Here is a 16,232-nt window from a genome sequence, read left to right as displayed (position 1 = left end):
CGGTGCGTCGGGAGCACACGGGGTGAGGCGCCCGAGGGCCGCCCCACCCCGTGCTCGCTACAGCGCCTTCGACTCGCGAAGGATCCCGGCGAGCGTCTCCATCTGCTTCGCCTGAGACGTGTAGTCGAGGGCGGCGGTGTTCCAGGAGTGGATCTGGCCGGCGACGAGCGCCGGGTGCGAGGCGAAGGTCGCCTGCGCCTCGAGGTCGCTCTGCTGGAAGCCCTCGACGTTGACGAGCAGGACGTCACCGGTCATCGCCTGGCCGGCGTTCTCCCAGCTGTAGATGTCCCAGTAGTAGTAACCGTCCGGGTTCGCGTTCGTGTACTTCACGCCGAGTTCGCTGTACAGCTCCGTCTCCGGCTCGTCCTGCGGCTTGACGACGTAGATGCCGCTCGCGTCCGCGTACATCTGCGTGACCTCGAGGTCGGTCTCCTTCGCTGCGGCGGTCAGGTCCGCTGCTGTGGCGTCGTACTTCTCCTTTGCCGCGGCGATGGTGTCCTCGTCGGCTCCGAGCGCCTCGGACAGCTTGTTGAGCGAGGCGATGACGTCGGCACCCTTGCCGCCGACCTTGATGGCGACGACCGGAGCGATCTTCTCCAGCTGCTCCTGCTGCTCGACGTCGGCGACACCGTAGTACGGGCCCTTGAGGTCGAGCGTGCCGTCGCGATCGGTCGGGTAGATCCCGGTCACGATGAGGTCGGGTGCCGCCTCGGCGAGTGCCTCGAGGTCGATCTCGCCGTAGCTGTTGCCGACGATGGCCGTGTCGCCGAGGTCGTAGTCCGAGAACCGCTTGTCGGTGGCGACGTCGACGCGACCGAAGACCGCGACGGGGTCGATGCCGTTGCCGTGCAGGCCGAGCGCGTAGTCGGCGAAGCTCGCGATGCGCTTGGGCTGCTCGTCGAGCTTGACCGTGGTGCCGGTGTCGTCGGTGTAGCTCCAGGCGCCGCTGCTGTCGGCGTCGGAGGCGGCGGTGGGGGAGCAGCCGGCGAGGCCGACCAGGGCGAGCGCGGGCACGAGCACGAGTGCGGCGCGGCGGAGGCGTGAAGAGATCGTCATGATACTTAGGGTAGCCGAACCTAAGTCACGAAACGATATCGGAATGCCCGATCGCCCGGATCACTTGGCGTCGAGGGCGATCGCGTCGTCAGGGTCGACCGGCACGATGAGTGGCGAACCGCTGCTCGGGTCGGGGATGACGATCGCGTCGAGGTCGAACGCCTCCCGGAGCACGGCCGGGGTGAGGACCTCCCAGGGCGTGCCGTCGGCGATGACCCGGCCGCCGCCCACGACGACGAGGCGGTCGGAGTAGCGACCGGCGAGCGTGAGGTCGTGCAGGACCATGACGACCGTCGCGCCACGTTCGCGGTTGATCGACCGCACGAGTCGGAGGACGTCGAGCTGGTGGCTGAGGTCGAGGAAGGTCGTCGGCTCGTCGAGCAGGATCGTGGGGGCCCGCTGCGCGAGGACCAGGGCGATCCAGGCGCGCTGCAGCTGCCCGCCCGACAGGGAGGCCGTGTCGCGGTCGGCGAGGGTCTCGAGACCGGTGGCGGCGAGCGCCTCGTCGACGGCGATCGTGTCGGCGGGCGTCCACGGCTTGAGGAGGCTCTGGTGCGGGTGCCGCCCCCGCGAGACGAGGTCGCGGACGCTCGTCGCCGACGGCGTCAGGGGCTTCTGCGGCAGGATCGCCAGGCGGCGCGCGACCTCGCGGGTCGGGATCGACCGCACGCCGCGACCGCCGAGCTCGACCGTGCCGGCGGTCGGGGTGAGCAGGCGACCGAACGCCTTGAGCAGCGTCGACTTGCCGCAGCCGTTGGCGCCGATGAGGGTCGTGACCTCGCCCGTCTCGATGCGGAGGTCGAGCCCCTCGAACACCACCGTCTGGTCGTAGGCCAGGGAGACGCCCCGAGCCTCGAGGGCGGGCGTCGGACGCCCTTGCGCGGGCGATGCGGTCGTGGCGGGGTCGGTCATGCGGAGGTCTCCCGTTCCTTGCGGCGCGTCAGCAACCAGATGAGATAGGGCGCGCCGACGATCGCCGTGATGATGCCCACCGGGATCTCGCCCGGCAGGACACCACGGACGAGTGCGTCGCCGCCCGTGACGATGACGGCGCCGAGCAGTGCGGAGGCGAGCAGCGGCGGGCGACCGGTGCGGGCCAGGCGGCGGGCGATCTGCGGCGCGACGAAGGCGACGAACTCGATCGGCCCCGCCGCGGACACGGCCGCTGCGACGAGCAGGACCGCGCACGCGATGACGACGATCCGATGCCGCTGGACCGCGACGCCGAGGCCGGTCGACAACTCGTCGCCGAGCTGGCTGATGTCGAGGCTGCTCGTCTGCAGGACCGCGATCGGTGTCAGGATCACCAGCGCGACGAGCACCGGCCACACGCTCGACCAGGAGATGCCCGAGAGGCTGCCGACGAGCCACTGTGCCGCCGCTGCCGCCTCGGTGATCTGCGCCCGGGCGATGAGGTAGCTCGTGATGCCGCCAAGGGTCGCGGTGGCACCGATGCCGATGAGGATGAGTCGGAAGCTGTCGACGCCGCCGCGCCAGGACAGCGCGTAGACGGCGGCGGAGGTGACGAGGGCGCCGATCGCGGCCATGGCGGGCAAGCCCAGGCTGAGGGCGCCGGCCCCGACCGAGTAGCTGCCGCCGACCAGGACGATCGCGGCCACGGCCCCGAGCGCGGCACCCGAGGTGACACCGAGGATGTCCGGAGTGGCGAGCGGGTTGCGTGCGAAGGTCTGGGTCAGGGCCCCGGCGAGTCCGAGGGACGCACCGACGAGAAGGCCGCCGACGACCCGGGGGAGGCGGAGCTCGAACACGATGAGTTCCTGGCCGCCGGTCCCACCACCGCGCAGGGTGGTGATCACGTCGGGGATCGTCAGGGACGACGAGCCGGCGACGATCCCGAGCAGGGCGAACGCCAGCGCGACGACGAGACAGGCGATCGTGACGCCGACGACCCGCCCTCGCCACAGGCGGCCGAAGAAGCGGCTGCCCTCCCGCACGGCGCTCACAGCTCCGCCATCCGTCCGCGGCGCACGATGGCGATGAACGCGATGCCGCCCACGACGGTGAGGACGACGCCCACGGGCACCTCGGCGGTGCCACCGATGAGTCGACCGATCACGTCGCACGCGAGCAGCACGCTCCCACCGACGAGTCCCGAGGCGGGGAGGAGCCAGCCGTGATGCCCGCCCACGAGGGTGCGCGCGATGTGCGGCGCGGTGAGCCCGACGAAGGCGATCGGGCCGGTCAGGGCCACGGCGGCGGCCGTGAGCAGGGTGATCGCGGCGAGCCCCACGAGTCGTGCGCGGATGAGGTTCTCACCGAGGCCGTTCGCCAGCTCGGTCCCGAGCGCCAGGGCGTTCAGCGAGCGGATGTTGGCGAACGCGAACACGAGGCCGAGCCCGGCGAAGACCAGGGCCGCGTCGACGCCCGTGAGCGATCGGCCGGACAGTGAACCGACCACCCAGATGCGATAGGCGGCGAGCGTCGTCTCGTCGGACAGGACGAGGTACGAGGTCAGGGCGACGAGCAGGGCCGAGACGGCGGTGCCGGCGATCGCGAGCGGGACGGGACTCGACAGTCCGCGGCCGAGCGCGGCGACGGAGAACACGATGACGCTGGCGACGGTGGCGCCGAGCAGGGCGAGCCAGAGGGTCGTGATCACCGAGCTCGTGCCGAGCACGTAGACCCCGACGACGACCGCGAGGCTCGCGCCGGCGGAGACACCGAACAGGCCGGGGTCGGCGAGCGGGTTGCGGGTCTGCCCCTGCATGACGGCACCGGCGATCCCGAGACAGACGCCGACGAGGACGCCGAGGACCGTGCGCGGCACCCGCGACCCCCAGACGACGGCACCGGTGTCCTGGGTGGGGTCGAACAGTGCGGTGAGGACGGCCACGGGACTGATGAGGTTGCTGCCGAGCATCAGGCTCGCGAGGGCGATGACGAGGAGCGCGACGGCCAGCATGCCGACGGCGAGCGCGCGTCTCGATCGGAGGAGGGTCGCGCTGCGCATGGAGTTAGCCTAGCCTCACCTATCCCGGTAGCGATGCACGTCCGTCATCGGCGGCGACGGGCGGGCGATCCATGGATCGGCGCGGGACGTGTGCGGTTCACCCATGGGTGAGGCCTCCACCGCCCGATACCGTTGACCGGTACGGAGTACAGCGATCAGGAGGACACGAATGACCGAGCAGCCGTCGACCGGAGCCGACACCGAAGCGGTCCTCGCCGCCACGGAACGACTCGCCGTCCCGCCCGGCTCGCTCGAGGGCGTGGTGGTCCTCGACCTCTCCCGCGTCCTCGCCGGCCCCTACGCCGCATCGATGCTCGCCGACCTCGGCGCGACCGTCATCAAGATCGAGAACCCGAACGACCCCGACGTCTCCCGGGGCTTCCCGCCCTACCTGCGCGACGGCGACGAGGAGTTCAGCGGCTACTACGGCCAGTACAACCGCGGCAAGTTCGGTCTGGCGCTCGACCTCGCGAGCGACGCCGGCAAGGAGGTGCTGCGCGACCTCGTCGCGAGCGCCGACATCCTCGTCGAGAACTTCCGCCCGGGGACGATGGCCAAGCTCGGCCTGCCCTACGAGGCGCTCGCCGCCATCAACCCGAAGCTCGTGTACACCGCGATCTCCGGCTACGGACAGACGGGTTCGCGCAGCCGCCGCCCGGCCTTCGACAACACAGCCCAAGCCGCCGGCGGACTCTGGTCCATGAACGGCTACGCGGACCAGCCGCCCGTACGCGTCGGCGTCACCATCGGCGACCTCTCCGCGACGATGTTCGGCGTCATCGGCACGCTCGCCGCGCTGCGGCACGCCGAGCGCACCGGCGTGGGCCAGCTCGTCGACGTCGCCCAGGTCGACAGCATCATCGCGATGACCGAGACCGCCGTCGTCGACTACACCGTCGACGGGACCGTCGCCTCGCCGTCCGGCAACGAACACGCCTGGGTGCGGCCCTACGAGCTGTTCCCCTGCGCCGACGGTCAGGTGTTCTTCGGCGCGTACACCGACAAGCTCTGGAAGGCGAGCTGCGAGCTCTTCGGCACGCCCGAGGCGATCGCCGACCCCGAGATCGACACCATGCGCAAACGCTTCGACGAGGAGGTGTACGCCCGTCGCGTCAAGCCGCTCGTCGTCTCCTGGTTCGCGGACCGCACCCGCGCCGAGCTCGAGGAGCTGGCCGGCGACGTCGTCCCGCTCACCGCCGTGAAGACCATCGGCGAGGTCGTCGACGACCCGGGGACCGCCGAACGCGACATGGTCGTCGAGACCGACTACGGCTCCTTCGGCACCCTCCGCTCCTTCGGCCAGCCGATCAAACTGAGCGCGACGCCCGCGACCACCGACCGCCCCGCGAACCACATGGGCGAGCACGCGGACGACGTGCTGACGGCGCTCGCCGGGTACGACGCCGAACGCATCGCCGCGTTGCGGTCCGGCGGGGTGATCTGAGTGGGACTCGTGGACCGGACGGAGCAGCCTGCCGACCGTATCGCCGCGTTGCGGTCCGACGGGGTGATCTGAGTGGGGCTCGTCGAGCGGACAGAGCAGCTCGATCTCCGTCCCGCCTCCTGGTATCGCAGCACCTTCGCGACCGCGGCACCGGAACCGGTCCTCGGCGAGGAGCTCCCCGCCGGCTGGGAGGGCGTCCACTTCCCGTTCGAGACGCCGTTCGCGCAGCTCCGCGAAGACGGCTCACCCGCGGAGGACGGCGTGCTGCCGGTCATCGACCTGCCGCGCCGCATGTACGCGGGGGAGGACACCGAGTTCTTGGCGCCGCTCCGCTACGGCGACATGGTGATGCAGCGTACGAGCCTCGGTTCGCTCGTCGAGAAGCAGGGGCGGGTCGGCCGCCTGGTCTTCGCCGACCTCGTGCGTGAGTACCTCGTCGACGGCGAGGTCGCGGTCCGCAGCACCTGGCACGATGTGTTCCTCGAGGCGCAGCCCGCGGTGCCCTCCCCGCGGACGGCGGTGCCCGAGGTGGCCGCCGAGGACGTCGATCCCGACGCCGGAGCCGACTGGACCGTGACCCGGTCGCTCGACTCCCGCCAGCTGTTCCGCTTCTCGGCGGTCACGGGCAACACGCACCGCATCCACTATGACCGACAGTGGGCGCGTGAGGTCGAGGGGCTCAACGACCTCCTCGTGCACGGTCCGCTCACCCGCATCCTGGTGCTCGACGCCCTCACGGCGAACGCCGGTGGTCGTCGGCTCGCGTCGGTCCGCTTCCGGGCGAAGGCACCGGTGCTCGTCGACACGGCGTTCCGCATCGCGGGGACGGACGGCCCGGAGGGCACCTCGGTCGTCGTGCGTGCCGCCGACGGTACGGTCCTCGCCTCCGCCGACGCCACCTGGCGCCCCTGACCACGGGGGTGCGTGCCGCCGGCCGCTGAGCGTTCCTCCGGTCACTGAGCCCTCCTCCATCGGTCACTGAGCCCTCCTCCATCGGTCACTGAGCTCGTCGAAGTGCTCACGGGGGACGCCGCCCTTCGACAGGCTCAGGGACCGGGGATGCGGTTCAGGGACCGGGGATGGGGCTCAGGGACCGGGGTCGGGTGCTGAGAGGCCGCGCCGCGCCGCGCCGCCTAGGCGTCGATCACGAGCGTCGGCGTCAGCGACCTCGACACACACGGGTACATGATCATCGACGCGTCGTCGGTCGTCAGGGAGTCGCGATGCTCCGGCGTCCCGTCCACCACCTGCACGGCGCAGGAGCCGCAGACGCCCCGCATGCACGACCCGGCGACACCGACCCGCGCGGCCTGCATCGCCTGCAACATCGTCTGCCCGGCGGGAACCTCGACGGTCCGCTCCGACCTCGCGCACTCGACGGTGAACGCCGTGTTCGGCAGGTAGGCGCGGGGCTTCGGCTCGAACCGCTCGAGGTGCAACCGGCAGCCCTCGGGCAACGTCTCGGCCAGGTTCGTCAGGGTGTCGGTGAACCCGCGCGGCCCGCAGGCCGACACGTCGGTGCCCGGCTCGAGGCCCGCGAGGAGGCCGGCCAGGTCGAGACGGCCGCTCTCCGCGCTGACATGGATGCGCACGTGGTCGCCCAGAGCCTCGAGCTCCGGCGCGAACGCGACGTCCTCCCGGGTACGCACCGCGTAGACCAGGGTCCAATCGGCGTCGCCCGCGGCCAACCGACGCGCCATCGAGAGCAGCGGCGTGATCCCGATGCCGGCCGCGAGCAGCAGGTGCCGCTTCGCGTCCGAGAGTGGGAACAGGTTCCTTGGTGGCCGGATGAACACCTTCCGACCGACCTTGAGGAAGTTGTGGATGTAGTGCGAGGCACCCCGCGAGTGCTCCTCCCGCAGGACGGCGATCCGGTACCGGAACTCGTCCGCAGGATCACCACAGAGCGAGTACTGCCGTTCGTGGCGGGTGATGAGCTGCAGGTCGATATGCGCTCCGGGGTCCCACGGCGGGAGCCGGCGACCCTCCGGATCGGCGAGCACGACGCTGACGATCGTCGGTGTCTCGTGCACGATCTCCTGGACGATGAGCGGGGTCATGCCCGCGCGATTGCGCATCAGAAATCCCTCGTGTCGATGGCATCGCCGATCTGGAGATCCGGACCGGTCATGCCCGCGCGGTCGCGCATCAGGAAACCCTGCTGCTTCCAGCCATCAGGGCAGGCCCGTTGCTTCCAGCCATCAGTACAGGCTCTGGTTCCCGACGGCGACCGCCTCGTCGATGGCGTCGCCGACCTCGGTGCTCAGGCCCGACATGCTCGCCCAGATCCTGCCCGCGCTCGGCACCTCGGCCGCGAGCTCCTGCATCTCGGCGTCCCACAGCCCGCCGCGGAGCAGCGCCCGCCCGCAGTGCAGGTAGACCTCCTCGGTGCGCACGACGATCGCGAGCTGCGGCGTCACGTGGTCCTGTTCGAGCATCGCCATGAGTGCCGGGTCGTCGGTGACGGTGGCCGTGCCGTTGATCCGGAGGGTCTCGCTCATGCCGGGGACGAAGCACAGCATGCCGATGTGGCCGTTCTGGACGATGTTCTGCAGGGAGTCGGCCAGGCGGTTGCCGAGGCGCTCCGGGATCACGAGCGTGCGGGTGTCGAGCGCCCGGACGAACCCCGGGTAGTCCCCGCGCGGCGAATTGTCGCACCGGCCGTCGGCGTCGGACGTCGCGATGGTGCAGAACGGCGAGTGGGCGAGGAAGGCGAGGCAGTTCTCGTCGAGCTCGTCCATGATCTTGGCCGTCGCCGCGGGATCCGGTTCGCCGAGGGAGCGACGGATGGTGTCGACGTCGATCGACGCGAACGCGCTGGCCTGCATGGCGGACCCCTTCTCTGTCCCTCCGACCCTACGGTCGTCCTTCGCACGCCTCAATGGGCTGTCGGCACACGGTTCGCGGGTGTCCTGTGCCACCGACCCAGCCGCATCCATCATCACGCCCCGGTTCATCGGCCGAACGAGCGGCGGAACATCGCCTTCGCGCGCGCCGCGGTGTCGGCTCGATGGGAATCGGGGATGCGGGTGAGGGTCGCTCCCACCATCGAGATCGCCATGAGGATGTCATCGGGCTCGACGTGGTCGGCGATGCGGTGCGCAGCCAGTTCCTTCGCATGCAGGGCGTGCGCGAGGCGGTCGAGGCGGGTGCCGAGCGCGATCACGCGGGGGTCGTCGCCTTCGCCGAGGATCGCCTCGACGAAGGGCGAGGTGACGAGGGCCTGGTCGATCACGACGTCGAGCAGGCTGTCGAGGGTCGCATCGGGTCGCCCGGTGTGCTCCTCCAGCTCGCCGACGTTCTCGTCGAGCACCGCGAGGGCGAGGGAGAGTCGGTCGGGGAAGTGCCGGTACAGGCTGCCCTGTCCGACGCCCGCCCGCTTCGCGACCGCGCTGAGGGGAGCGCTGAAGCCGTCAGCGGCGAACACCTGACGCGCCGCGGCGACGAGCGCTCGGCGGTTCTCGGGTCCCGCGCTCGGGCCTCGGTTCAACTTCGGGGGCGTGGACGACATCCCGGTAGCGTAACGCCGCGCGGTCGCTCCGGAGCACCCGACTGGGAGCCCGCCGTGAGGGCTGGTGGCCATGACCCGGACGGCGTAACGTGTACCGGACAATGATGTCCGGTATGGATCGAGGCCCATACGGTCCCGCCGCTCATCGCCCTCCCGAGAACGAAGGAACCCCCATGAGCGCCCTCACCGCCAACACCCCGATCGCCGCATGGCTCGCCGACCCCACCGGTGGACCGCTCATCCGCGGCCTCCTCACCCAGCTGGGCACCGAGGAATCGCAGCTCGCCCCGATCTCGGGCCTCCCGCTCCAGCAGCTCGTCGCCCTGAGTCAGGGCAAGCTGCCCCAGTCGCTCATCGACGACCTCGTGCTCGCCGCGAACGACGGCGTCGTACCCGTCGACGACGCGCCCCAGGGGTGGCAGGAGCGCATCACCGTGGGTCGGTTCGCCGGGAAGACCGTGATCGTCACCGGGGCCGCTTCCGGCATCGGCCGTGCCACGGCATCCCGCGTCGCGCGTGAGGGCGGCCGGGTCGTGGCCGTGGACCTCTTCGAGGACAAGCTCGCCGACCTCGCCTCGAGCCTGCCGGACGCCGACCTCGTCACGGTCGCCGGCGACATCACGAAGCAGGACGACATCGACGCGATCGTGGCTGCAGCGGGGGAGCGGATCGACGCGCTCGCCAACGTCGCCGGTATCAACGACGACTTCTCCCCGCTCCACGAGACCTCTGACGCGACCTGGGAGCGGGTGATGGGCGTGAATGTCACCGGTGCGTTCAAGCTGACCCGCGCCGTCCTGCCGTCGATGGTCGCGGCCGGATCCGGCTCGGTCGTCAACATCGCGTCCGAGGCCGGGCTGCGCGGCAACGCCTCGGGGAACGCCTATACGACCTCGAAGCACGCGGTCGTCGGCATGACCAAGAGTGCCGCTTTCATGTACGGACCGCGCGGCGTCCGGGTCAACGCCGTCGCTCCGGGCGGTGTCGCCACGGGGATCCCCTTCCCGCCGAACGTCTCCGAGGCCGGCTCGGCGCGGCTCGGACCGTTCCAGGCGGCGATCCCGACGATCGCGACCGCGGAGCAGCTCGCCGCGTCCATCACCTTCCTGCTGAGCGATGACGGCGTGAACGTCAACGGCGTCATCCTGCCGTCCGACGGTGGATGGTCGGTGCAGTAGCAGCCGTTGCACAGAACTTCAGCAATCGGTAAGAACCGCGATTCTTAACGGTCGTTCAGGGCGGGATGAACGTATTTCTGCTGCGAATCTTGAATCACACGGGCCCGCTCTGCGTCGCCCGTCCCCTGCGAACGCTCTGAACGAGTACGGCCGGAACGATCGTTCGCACTGCGGTGACACCGCTCACAGGGCCCCACCGATCTTGGCGGAAGGTGGGGCCCTGCGCCGTGTCCGGCCTGCGATGGGCGGCGCGCGGACTCAGCGCGGGATCGGAGCGGCGAAGCGCCACGGCTGGGAGCGGATCGTCGCGACCGCCCGCGTGATCGCGCCCAGGGCGACGACGTCCGCGCCGAGTCGCGAGGCCCGCACGATCGGCGTCGGCGCGTAGGTCCCCTCGTCGAGCCAGGTCTGAGCCGCTGCGATGACGGGCGAGGCGACGCGGGCCACGCCGCCGGCGACGACGACCTCGTCCACGTCGAGCAGGCTGCCGAACAGGACGCACACCCGCCCGAGGCGTTCCCCGAGGCGTTCGACGAGTCTGCCGGCGTAGGCGTCGCCCGAGGCGGCGGCGTCGATGACGCGGCCGACGTCGAGGGCGTCGATCGGTGTCCGTGCGAGGGGAGACGACGCCGGCACCGCACCCGATCGCTGATCCTCCTCCAGCCACGACCGTGCCGCACCGTCCAGGCCCTCCGGTGAACCGACGCCCTCGACCATGCCGAGCACGCGGAGTTCGCCCGCGCCGCCCGCCCCGCCGTGCAGCAGCACGCCGTCCACGATGAGTCCCGCCCCGAAACTCGCCTCGGCCAGGAGCACGGCGATGGACTCACGCGCCACCTCCCCGAGGGCGCGCTCCGCCGTGGCCGCGAGGTTGGCGTCGTTCTCGAGCACGACGTCACCCCACGGGCCGAGGCGGCTCGCGAAGTCGGGGTTCATCCGGGCCCAGTAGTCGTGATCGCCGCGCGGGGAGCGGCCGTGCGCGTCCACCGGTGCCGGGACGCCGACGGCGGTCACGAGCACCTGCCCCGGCGTCGCGCCGGCCTGCGCGGTCGCCTCCTCGACGACGGTCCGTGCGGTCGCGAGGCGGAGGTCGGGGTCTTCGTCGCCGCCCACGATGGGGCGTTCGGCCCGGCCGACGACCTCACCACGGAGCGTCGCGACGAGTGCTGCGACCCGATGCTGCCCCACGTCGAGTCCGATCACGAAGGCGGTGTCCGCGGCGAGTTCGTAGCGCCGGGCCGGTCGTCCCCGTCGGTAGTCGCCGGCGGCCCGGGCGTCGTCGAGCTCACGGATCCAGCCGCGGTCGGCGAGGGAGTCGCAGGCGTTCAGTACGGTCGCGCGGGTCAGGCCGGTCCCATCCATGACGTCGCTCGCCGTGAACGCACCGTGGTCGAAGGCGTAGGCGGCGACGAGTTCGACGCTCGCCCTGCCCGTCTCGATCCCCGGTTCCGCCATGGGGTGACTGTAGCAGGGTTGCATTACTAGATATGGCCGCTATATTTAGTGGCGAAGGTCGACCACCGCCGGTCACGACAGTGCTCGGCTCCGCACCCCGAAAGGAACCGTCCGAGCATGAGCACCAGTACCGCCCCGACCACAACAGACGCATCGGATCTCCGGGTCGGCGTCATCGGCCTCGGCTTCGCCGGCACCACGCACCTGGACGCCTTCACCGCGCTCCCCGGTGCCACCGTCGTCGCCCTGTCCGGCCAGGAACCGGCGCGACTCGCCGAGCTGGCCGAGAGCCGCGGGGTCCCCGAGACCTACGCCGACTGGGAGGACCTCGTCGCCCGCGACGACCTCGACATCGTGTCGATCGGCGTGCCGAACGCCCTGCACCACCCGATCGCCGTGGCCGCGCTCCGAAGCGGCAAGCACGTCTTCTGCGAGAAGCCGCTCGCCACGACCGCCGACCTCGCCGCCGAGATGGTGGAGGCGGCGACCGCCGCCGACCGCGTCCTCGAGGTCGCCTACAACCACCGCCGCCGTGCCGACGTCGCCTACCTCGCGCGGTACCTCGCCGAGGAGCCGATCGGCCGTGTCTACCACTCGCGTGCCTCCTGGCTGCGTCGCCAGGGTGTGCCCGGTATCGACTCCTGGTTCACCAACAAGGCCGCGGCCGGCGGCGGGCCGCTCATCGACCTCGGGTCCCACGTCCTCGACATCGCGCTCTCGCTCCTCGGTGAGCCGCGCGTGACGCACGTGTCGGCCGTCGCGTACAACGAGCTGGGCCGCGCCGGCCGCGGCGGCTCCTCCGGCGGTGGTCCGGTCTCGAGCCGGTCCTCCCACGCCTTCGACGTCGAGGACTTCGCGTCCGCCCTCCTGCGGTTCGAAGACGGCGGCAGCCTGCACCTCGAGGCGTCGTGGGCCTCCTACTCGAAGGCGCACGAGGACATCTCTGTCGAACTGCTCGGCTCAGAGGGTGGCGTCCGCCTCCACGTCGACAACTACAACACCGAAGGAACGGTCACGATCTACCGTGACGTCGCCGGTGCGCCGACGATCGAACGACCCGCCGTGCAGGTCCCGGCCGGTCACCACCAGTCGGTCATCGCGGAGTTCCTCGACACCATCCGCGCGGGCGAGACCGCCGGCGGCGAACTCCGCTTCGCCGGTCACCACGGCGAGTACGCACTGCACCGCAGCCGCGTCATCGACGCCGCCTACGCCTCGGCCGCCGCCGGGCACGAACTGGAGGTCCCCGCATGAGCACCACGACACCGATCCGCATCCGCGTCTGGAACGAGTTCGTCCACGAGTCCCGCGGTGACGCCGTGGTGCTGGGGCACTACCCCGACGGCATCCATGCCGTGATCGCGGCGGGCCTCGAGGAGTCGCTCGGGGACGCCGTGTCCGTCTCGACCGCGACCCTCCAGGATCCCGAGCACGGTCTCACCGAGGAGGTCCTCGCGAACACCGACGTCCTCTTCTGGTGGGGGCACATCGCCCACGACCAGGTCTCCGACGAGGTCGTCGAGCGGGTCGTCCGACACGTCCACGCCGGCATGGGCATCGTCGTGCTGCACTCCGGTCACTACTCGCGGGTCTTCCAACGCCTCATGGGGACGAGCTGCGCGCTCAAGTGGCGCAACGACGGCGAGCGCGAACTCGTCTGGACGGTGCTCCCGGACCACCCGATCGCACAGGGTGTCCCGCACCCGATCGTCATCGACCGCCAGGAGATGTACGGGGAGCACTTCGACATCCCGCGTCCCGACGAGGAGGTGTTCCTCTCCACCTTCGCCGGCGGCGAGGTCTTCCGTTCCGGTGTCGCCTACCACCGCGGGCGCGGGCGGGTGTTCTACTTCTCACCCGGTGATCAGGAGTACCCGGTCTACCACCACCCCGACATCCGCCGCGTACTGGCCAACGCTGCCGAGTGGGCCCGTCCGACGATCGAGCGCACGCCGCCGACCGCCGACCAGCACCCGCGGGACTGGTTCCTGCGCTAGGGCTGGATGGGTGAGCGCGGCCGGAGGAGAATGGCCGCCACACGGAAGGGAGGGCGACATGCCCGACACGGAGAATCCGTCGTTGAAGGACCCCGAGCTCTACGAGAAGCTCCGCGACGAGGGCGCCTCGAAGGGGAAGGCGGCACGCATCTCGAACGCGGCGGCCAAGCAGGGACGTTCGGCGATCGGGGAGAAGGGCGGCGAGTCCGGGTCGTACGACGACTGGACCGTCGCGCGGCTCCGCGAGCGTGCGAAGGAGATCGGCCTCACCGGCTATTCCGACAAGCGCAAGAGCGAATTGATCGCGATGCTCCGCGACAGCTGAACAGGCGGCTCGGCCGCCGGACTCACCGCTTCGGTGACCCGGCGGTCGCGTCGTCGCCGGTCGTCGCGTGGACGACGACCTCGCCGGTGTTCGCCTCGTGCATGAAACCTTCGAGCAGTGCGCGGTCCATCTCGCCGACCTCGTCGGAGTCGAAGGAGAACTGCAGGGCGATCGCCGGGTGCAGCCAGAGCGTCGTGCGTCCGTCGGTGGTGGAGTCCTGTCGCACCGTGAGCGCGAACGACTCGTTCCGTCGCAGCTTCATGAGTGCGATCGTCTTGACATGGGCGAGCATGCGGTCGTCGAGCCGCACGCGTGCATCCCCGGTGCCGTAGACCAGTTGTCCCATTGGGAACCTCGACTTCCAACCCCTGAGATGGTCGTCGACGTGGACAGCCGACACGGCGCGCATCGCGACGGGGTCCGGGTCGGTGAAGCGCTCTCTCAGGATACGAGACATTCTTGGCGCGCGCCCGATTATCCACGATGCGGTGCTCGATCGACGACGCGCACGCGCATTGTCCGCTGCCCGGGCCATCCGCGCAATGGCCCGGGCGCCCCCATCTCTGCGCGCTAGCGTGGCACACCTGAGAAAGGGGCTGACGATGGGATTCCTCCGCCTCGGTGCGCTCCGATCACAGGTCGACGATCAGACGCTCGCCCAACTGGAACGCGTGATCCTCACACGGATGCTCGGCGAGCGCTCGTTCCGGCTGCAACTCCATCGCGGGCGCTTCCAATCATCGGAACCGGTCACGGTCTCGCCCGAGCAGCCGATCGTCTTCGCGTTCGACGCCGAGTTCGAGCCGCCGATCGACGAACGCATGGCCGCCGAGATGCTCGAGGAGATCGAGATCACCGGCGGGTTGCACGTCGTCGTCGCCTGACGACCACCTCCCGAGACCAGCATCTCCCCGATACCAGCATCACCCAGACCACCACCACAGGAAGCAGGAGCGACATGAGCGACTTCACCGGAGCAGACGCATTGGGTACCGACCCGGACATGGTGGTCGGCACGCCGCCCACCGAGATCCCGGACGAGCCGACGGACGAGGACACGGCGGACGAGCCGGACGTGCTCGAGCAGCCGGACACGGCACCCCTCGACGACCCCGACGCTCGCTGAGCCGTCAGACGTGGAAGCGCCGCCGGCCCTCGGGTCGGCGGCGCTTCGTCGTGCAACAGGCGGGGTTCAGGCTCGGTCCGTCTGCTCGGTGTCCTCGGGGTCTGCGCCCGGGCGCACCGCCGCGTCGTCGCGGATGTCGATGCGGGTGACGCCGTCGCCCTGATCGGTGACGTCGATGCGGGGCGCGGCGTCCTCCTCGGTGGCGTTCGGGGCCGTCGTCAGCTGGTCGTGTCGGTTCTCGTCGTGCGTGTGCGGAGTCTGGTCGCTGTCGGTCATGTCGAGACGATAGCGCACGGACCCGGCGTCCGGGCTCGGCCTCAGGGCTTGTGGAGCCTCAGACGCGCGGGCCCGGTTCCGGGACGAGCACCAGGCCGTGGTTCGAGTCGGCGCTGACGGCGAGCGCGTCGAGCCATGCGCGGTTGAGTTCGACGGGGACGCTGCCCGCGTACTTGAATCGCAGCGACATCGCGGGGTGCAGCCAGATCGTCGTCCGGCCGTCGCCGGCCCGCGGGTCGTCCTTCCACCCGAAGTAGAACCCCTCACCGCGACGCAGTTTGGCGCCGATGACCTGCTGCAGGTGGGCGAGCACCCGGTCATCGAACGTCACCGACACCTCGGCGTCGTAGATCATCTTGCCCATGGGTCCTCCTGCTCCGCTCTCGGCTTCCTACGGTAGGCCCGGCCCCCAGGAACCGCCACGATGCCCGAGGGGGTTGCGAACCGCCGCATGATCTCCGACCTGTCCGGCCGGTGGACCTGACACGACGGAGCGGCACCGGCGCGATGCCGGTGCCGCTCAGCCGTGGTGCGCGATCGCTCAGACGCTGATCGGCAGCGCCTCCGCGATCGAGGTGCGGTGCAGGACGTCCCAGCGGCTGGTGTAGCTGCGCTCGGGGAGCGAGCGGAGCGCCTCCACGAGGTGGGTCGGGAGCAGGTCGCGGCGGGCCTCACGCGTCAGGTCGCTGGGGCGGCAGGGGTACTCCATGCCGCGTAGGAATTCGTCGAGCTCGGTGAACACGAGCATCTCCTCTCTGGGCGCGTCGTGGCACCCGATGTCAGGCGGGACGGCTGCGTCGACCGGTCGTCGGACCGCCGTGCCCTCCTTCGAGTGTCGTCGCCGTTCGACCGTTCGGCGCGCTCTTGCCTTTCAGCCGTCGAGCTGCTACTCG

The 16,232-nt window shown here is 70.6% G+C and carries 20 protein-coding genes; 8 read left to right on the top strand and 12 right to left on the bottom strand.

The window, feature by feature from the left end; genetic code table 11:
• Window positions 1-57 precede the first annotated feature (57 nt).
• Genes QRN44_RS05770 through QRN44_RS05755 form a run of 4 tightly spaced genes read right to left on the bottom strand, consistent with a single transcriptional unit; the run spans window position 58 to window position 4,027 of the window.
• A complete protein-coding gene (locus QRN44_RS05770) occupies window positions 58-1,056 on the bottom strand; it encodes an ABC transporter substrate-binding protein (protein WP_285038521.1) in 999 nt (332 codons plus the stop codon).
• A gap of 60 nt (window positions 1,057-1,116) precedes the next feature.
• Entirely contained in the window at window positions 1,117-1,968 is an 852-nt protein-coding gene (locus tag QRN44_RS05765) for an ABC transporter ATP-binding protein (protein WP_285038520.1), read from the bottom strand.
• Window positions 1,965-3,020, bottom strand: coding sequence for a FecCD family ABC transporter permease (locus tag QRN44_RS05760; RefSeq protein WP_285038519.1), 1,056 nt, complete (start codon window positions 3,018-3,020; stop codon window positions 1,965-1,967). The genes QRN44_RS05765 and QRN44_RS05760 overlap by 4 nt, the downstream gene beginning before the upstream one ends.
• A complete protein-coding gene (locus QRN44_RS05755; RefSeq protein WP_285038518.1) occupies window positions 3,017-4,027 on the bottom strand; it encodes a FecCD family ABC transporter permease in 1,011 nt (336 codons plus the stop codon). The genes QRN44_RS05760 and QRN44_RS05755 overlap by 4 nt, the downstream gene beginning before the upstream one ends.
• Before the next feature lie 169 nt (window positions 4,028-4,196).
• Between QRN44_RS05755 and QRN44_RS05750 the strand changes: the two genes are divergently transcribed.
• Complete coding sequence (locus tag QRN44_RS05750) at window positions 4,197-5,471, top strand: CaiB/BaiF CoA transferase family protein (protein WP_175116971.1); 1,275 nt, start codon at window positions 4,197-4,199, stop codon at window positions 5,469-5,471.
• 72 nt (window positions 5,472-5,543) lie between these two features.
• Window positions 5,544-6,383 carry an FAS1-like dehydratase domain-containing protein gene (locus QRN44_RS05745; protein ID WP_285038517.1) on the top strand — a complete coding sequence of 280 codons (840 nt, stop codon included), beginning with the start codon at window positions 5,544-5,546 and terminating at the stop codon, window positions 6,381-6,383.
• Window positions 6,384-6,604: 221 nt separating this feature from the next.
• Here QRN44_RS05745 and QRN44_RS05740 read toward each other — a convergent pair whose 3' ends face one another.
• From QRN44_RS05740 to QRN44_RS05730, 3 genes are all read right to left on the bottom strand, one after another.
• Complete coding sequence (locus QRN44_RS05740) at window positions 6,605-7,549, bottom strand: PDR/VanB family oxidoreductase (protein WP_158596584.1); 945 nt, start codon at window positions 7,547-7,549, stop codon at window positions 6,605-6,607.
• A 123-nt stretch (window positions 7,550-7,672) separates the two neighbouring features.
• Window positions 7,673-8,299 (bottom strand): MSMEG_1061 family FMN-dependent PPOX-type flavoprotein, encoded by a 627-nt coding sequence (locus tag QRN44_RS05735; protein ID WP_071261734.1) that lies wholly within the window; start codon window positions 8,297-8,299, stop codon window positions 7,673-7,675.
• Between the two features lie 125 nt (window positions 8,300-8,424).
• Window positions 8,425-8,982 carry a TetR family transcriptional regulator gene (locus QRN44_RS05730; RefSeq protein ID WP_285038516.1) on the bottom strand — a complete coding sequence of 186 codons (558 nt, stop codon included), beginning with the start codon at window positions 8,980-8,982 and terminating at the stop codon, window positions 8,425-8,427.
• Between the two features lie 173 nt (window positions 8,983-9,155).
• Here QRN44_RS05730 and QRN44_RS05725 point away from each other — a divergent pair, with 173 nt between their 5' ends.
• Window positions 9,156-10,160, top strand: coding sequence for an SDR family NAD(P)-dependent oxidoreductase (locus tag QRN44_RS05725; RefSeq protein WP_285038515.1), 1,005 nt, complete (start codon window positions 9,156-9,158; stop codon window positions 10,158-10,160).
• Between the two features lie 258 nt (window positions 10,161-10,418).
• On the opposite strand, the gene QRN44_RS05720 is transcribed toward QRN44_RS05725, so the two are convergent.
• Entirely contained in the window at window positions 10,419-11,615 is a 1,197-nt protein-coding gene (locus tag QRN44_RS05720; RefSeq protein ID WP_175116983.1) for an ROK family transcriptional regulator, read from the bottom strand.
• A gap of 117 nt (window positions 11,616-11,732) precedes the next feature.
• On the opposite strand from QRN44_RS05720, the gene QRN44_RS05715 reads away from it, so the two are divergent.
• From QRN44_RS05715 to QRN44_RS05705, 3 genes are read left to right on the top strand one after another with little or no spacing between them, the layout of a single operon-like run.
• A complete protein-coding gene (locus tag QRN44_RS05715) occupies window positions 11,733-12,869 on the top strand; it encodes a Gfo/Idh/MocA family protein (RefSeq protein WP_071261738.1) in 1,137 nt (378 codons plus the stop codon).
• Window positions 12,866-13,612, top strand: coding sequence for a ThuA domain-containing protein (locus QRN44_RS05710; RefSeq protein ID WP_175116985.1), 747 nt, complete (start codon window positions 12,866-12,868; stop codon window positions 13,610-13,612). The genes QRN44_RS05715 and QRN44_RS05710 overlap by 4 nt, the downstream gene beginning before the upstream one ends.
• A gap of 58 nt (window positions 13,613-13,670) precedes the next feature.
• Window positions 13,671-13,937, top strand: a complete 267-nt coding sequence (locus QRN44_RS05705) for a DUF7218 family protein (protein WP_064297053.1) — start codon at window positions 13,671-13,673, stop codon at window positions 13,935-13,937.
• 22 nt (window positions 13,938-13,959) lie between these two features.
• Here QRN44_RS05705 and QRN44_RS05700 read toward each other — a convergent pair whose 3' ends face one another.
• Complete coding sequence (locus tag QRN44_RS05700; RefSeq protein WP_121291336.1) at window positions 13,960-14,283, bottom strand: DUF7882 family protein; 324 nt, start codon at window positions 14,281-14,283, stop codon at window positions 13,960-13,962.
• Between the two features lie 256 nt (window positions 14,284-14,539).
• Between QRN44_RS05700 and QRN44_RS05695 the strand changes: the two genes are divergently transcribed.
• Together QRN44_RS05695 and QRN44_RS05690 are read left to right on the top strand one after the other, a co-directional pair.
• Entirely contained in the window at window positions 14,540-14,821 is a 282-nt protein-coding gene (locus QRN44_RS05695) for a DUF7882 family protein (RefSeq protein ID WP_064297054.1), read from the top strand.
• Window positions 14,822-14,895: 74 nt separating this feature from the next.
• On the top strand, window positions 14,896-15,063 hold the full coding sequence (locus QRN44_RS05690; RefSeq protein WP_285038514.1) for a hypothetical protein: 168 nt from the start codon (window positions 14,896-14,898) through the stop codon (window positions 15,061-15,063).
• A 66-nt stretch (window positions 15,064-15,129) separates the two neighbouring features.
• On the opposite strand, the gene QRN44_RS05685 is transcribed toward QRN44_RS05690, so the two are convergent.
• The 3 genes from QRN44_RS05685 to QRN44_RS05675 form a co-directional block, all read right to left on the bottom strand.
• Complete coding sequence (locus tag QRN44_RS05685; protein WP_121291689.1) at window positions 15,130-15,339, bottom strand: hypothetical protein; 210 nt, start codon at window positions 15,337-15,339, stop codon at window positions 15,130-15,132.
• Between the two features lie 58 nt (window positions 15,340-15,397).
• Window positions 15,398-15,703: a DUF7882 family protein gene (locus tag QRN44_RS05680; protein ID WP_064297056.1), complete on the bottom strand. Its 306-nt coding sequence runs from the start codon at window positions 15,701-15,703 to the stop codon at window positions 15,398-15,400.
• A gap of 177 nt (window positions 15,704-15,880) precedes the next feature.
• Window positions 15,881-16,081: a DUF2795 domain-containing protein gene (locus QRN44_RS05675; RefSeq protein ID WP_158596586.1), complete on the bottom strand. Its 201-nt coding sequence runs from the start codon at window positions 16,079-16,081 to the stop codon at window positions 15,881-15,883.
• Between the last annotated feature and the right edge of the window lie 151 nt (window positions 16,082-16,232).

Source organism: Plantibacter sp. lyk4-40-MEA-4 (genome assembly GCF_030209415.1).
GTDB lineage: Bacteria > Actinomycetota > Actinomycetes > Actinomycetales > Microbacteriaceae > Plantibacter > Plantibacter flavus_A.
The sequence above is the reverse complement of the archived record's forward strand: the minus strand, read 5'-3'. Positions and strand labels throughout refer to the sequence as shown.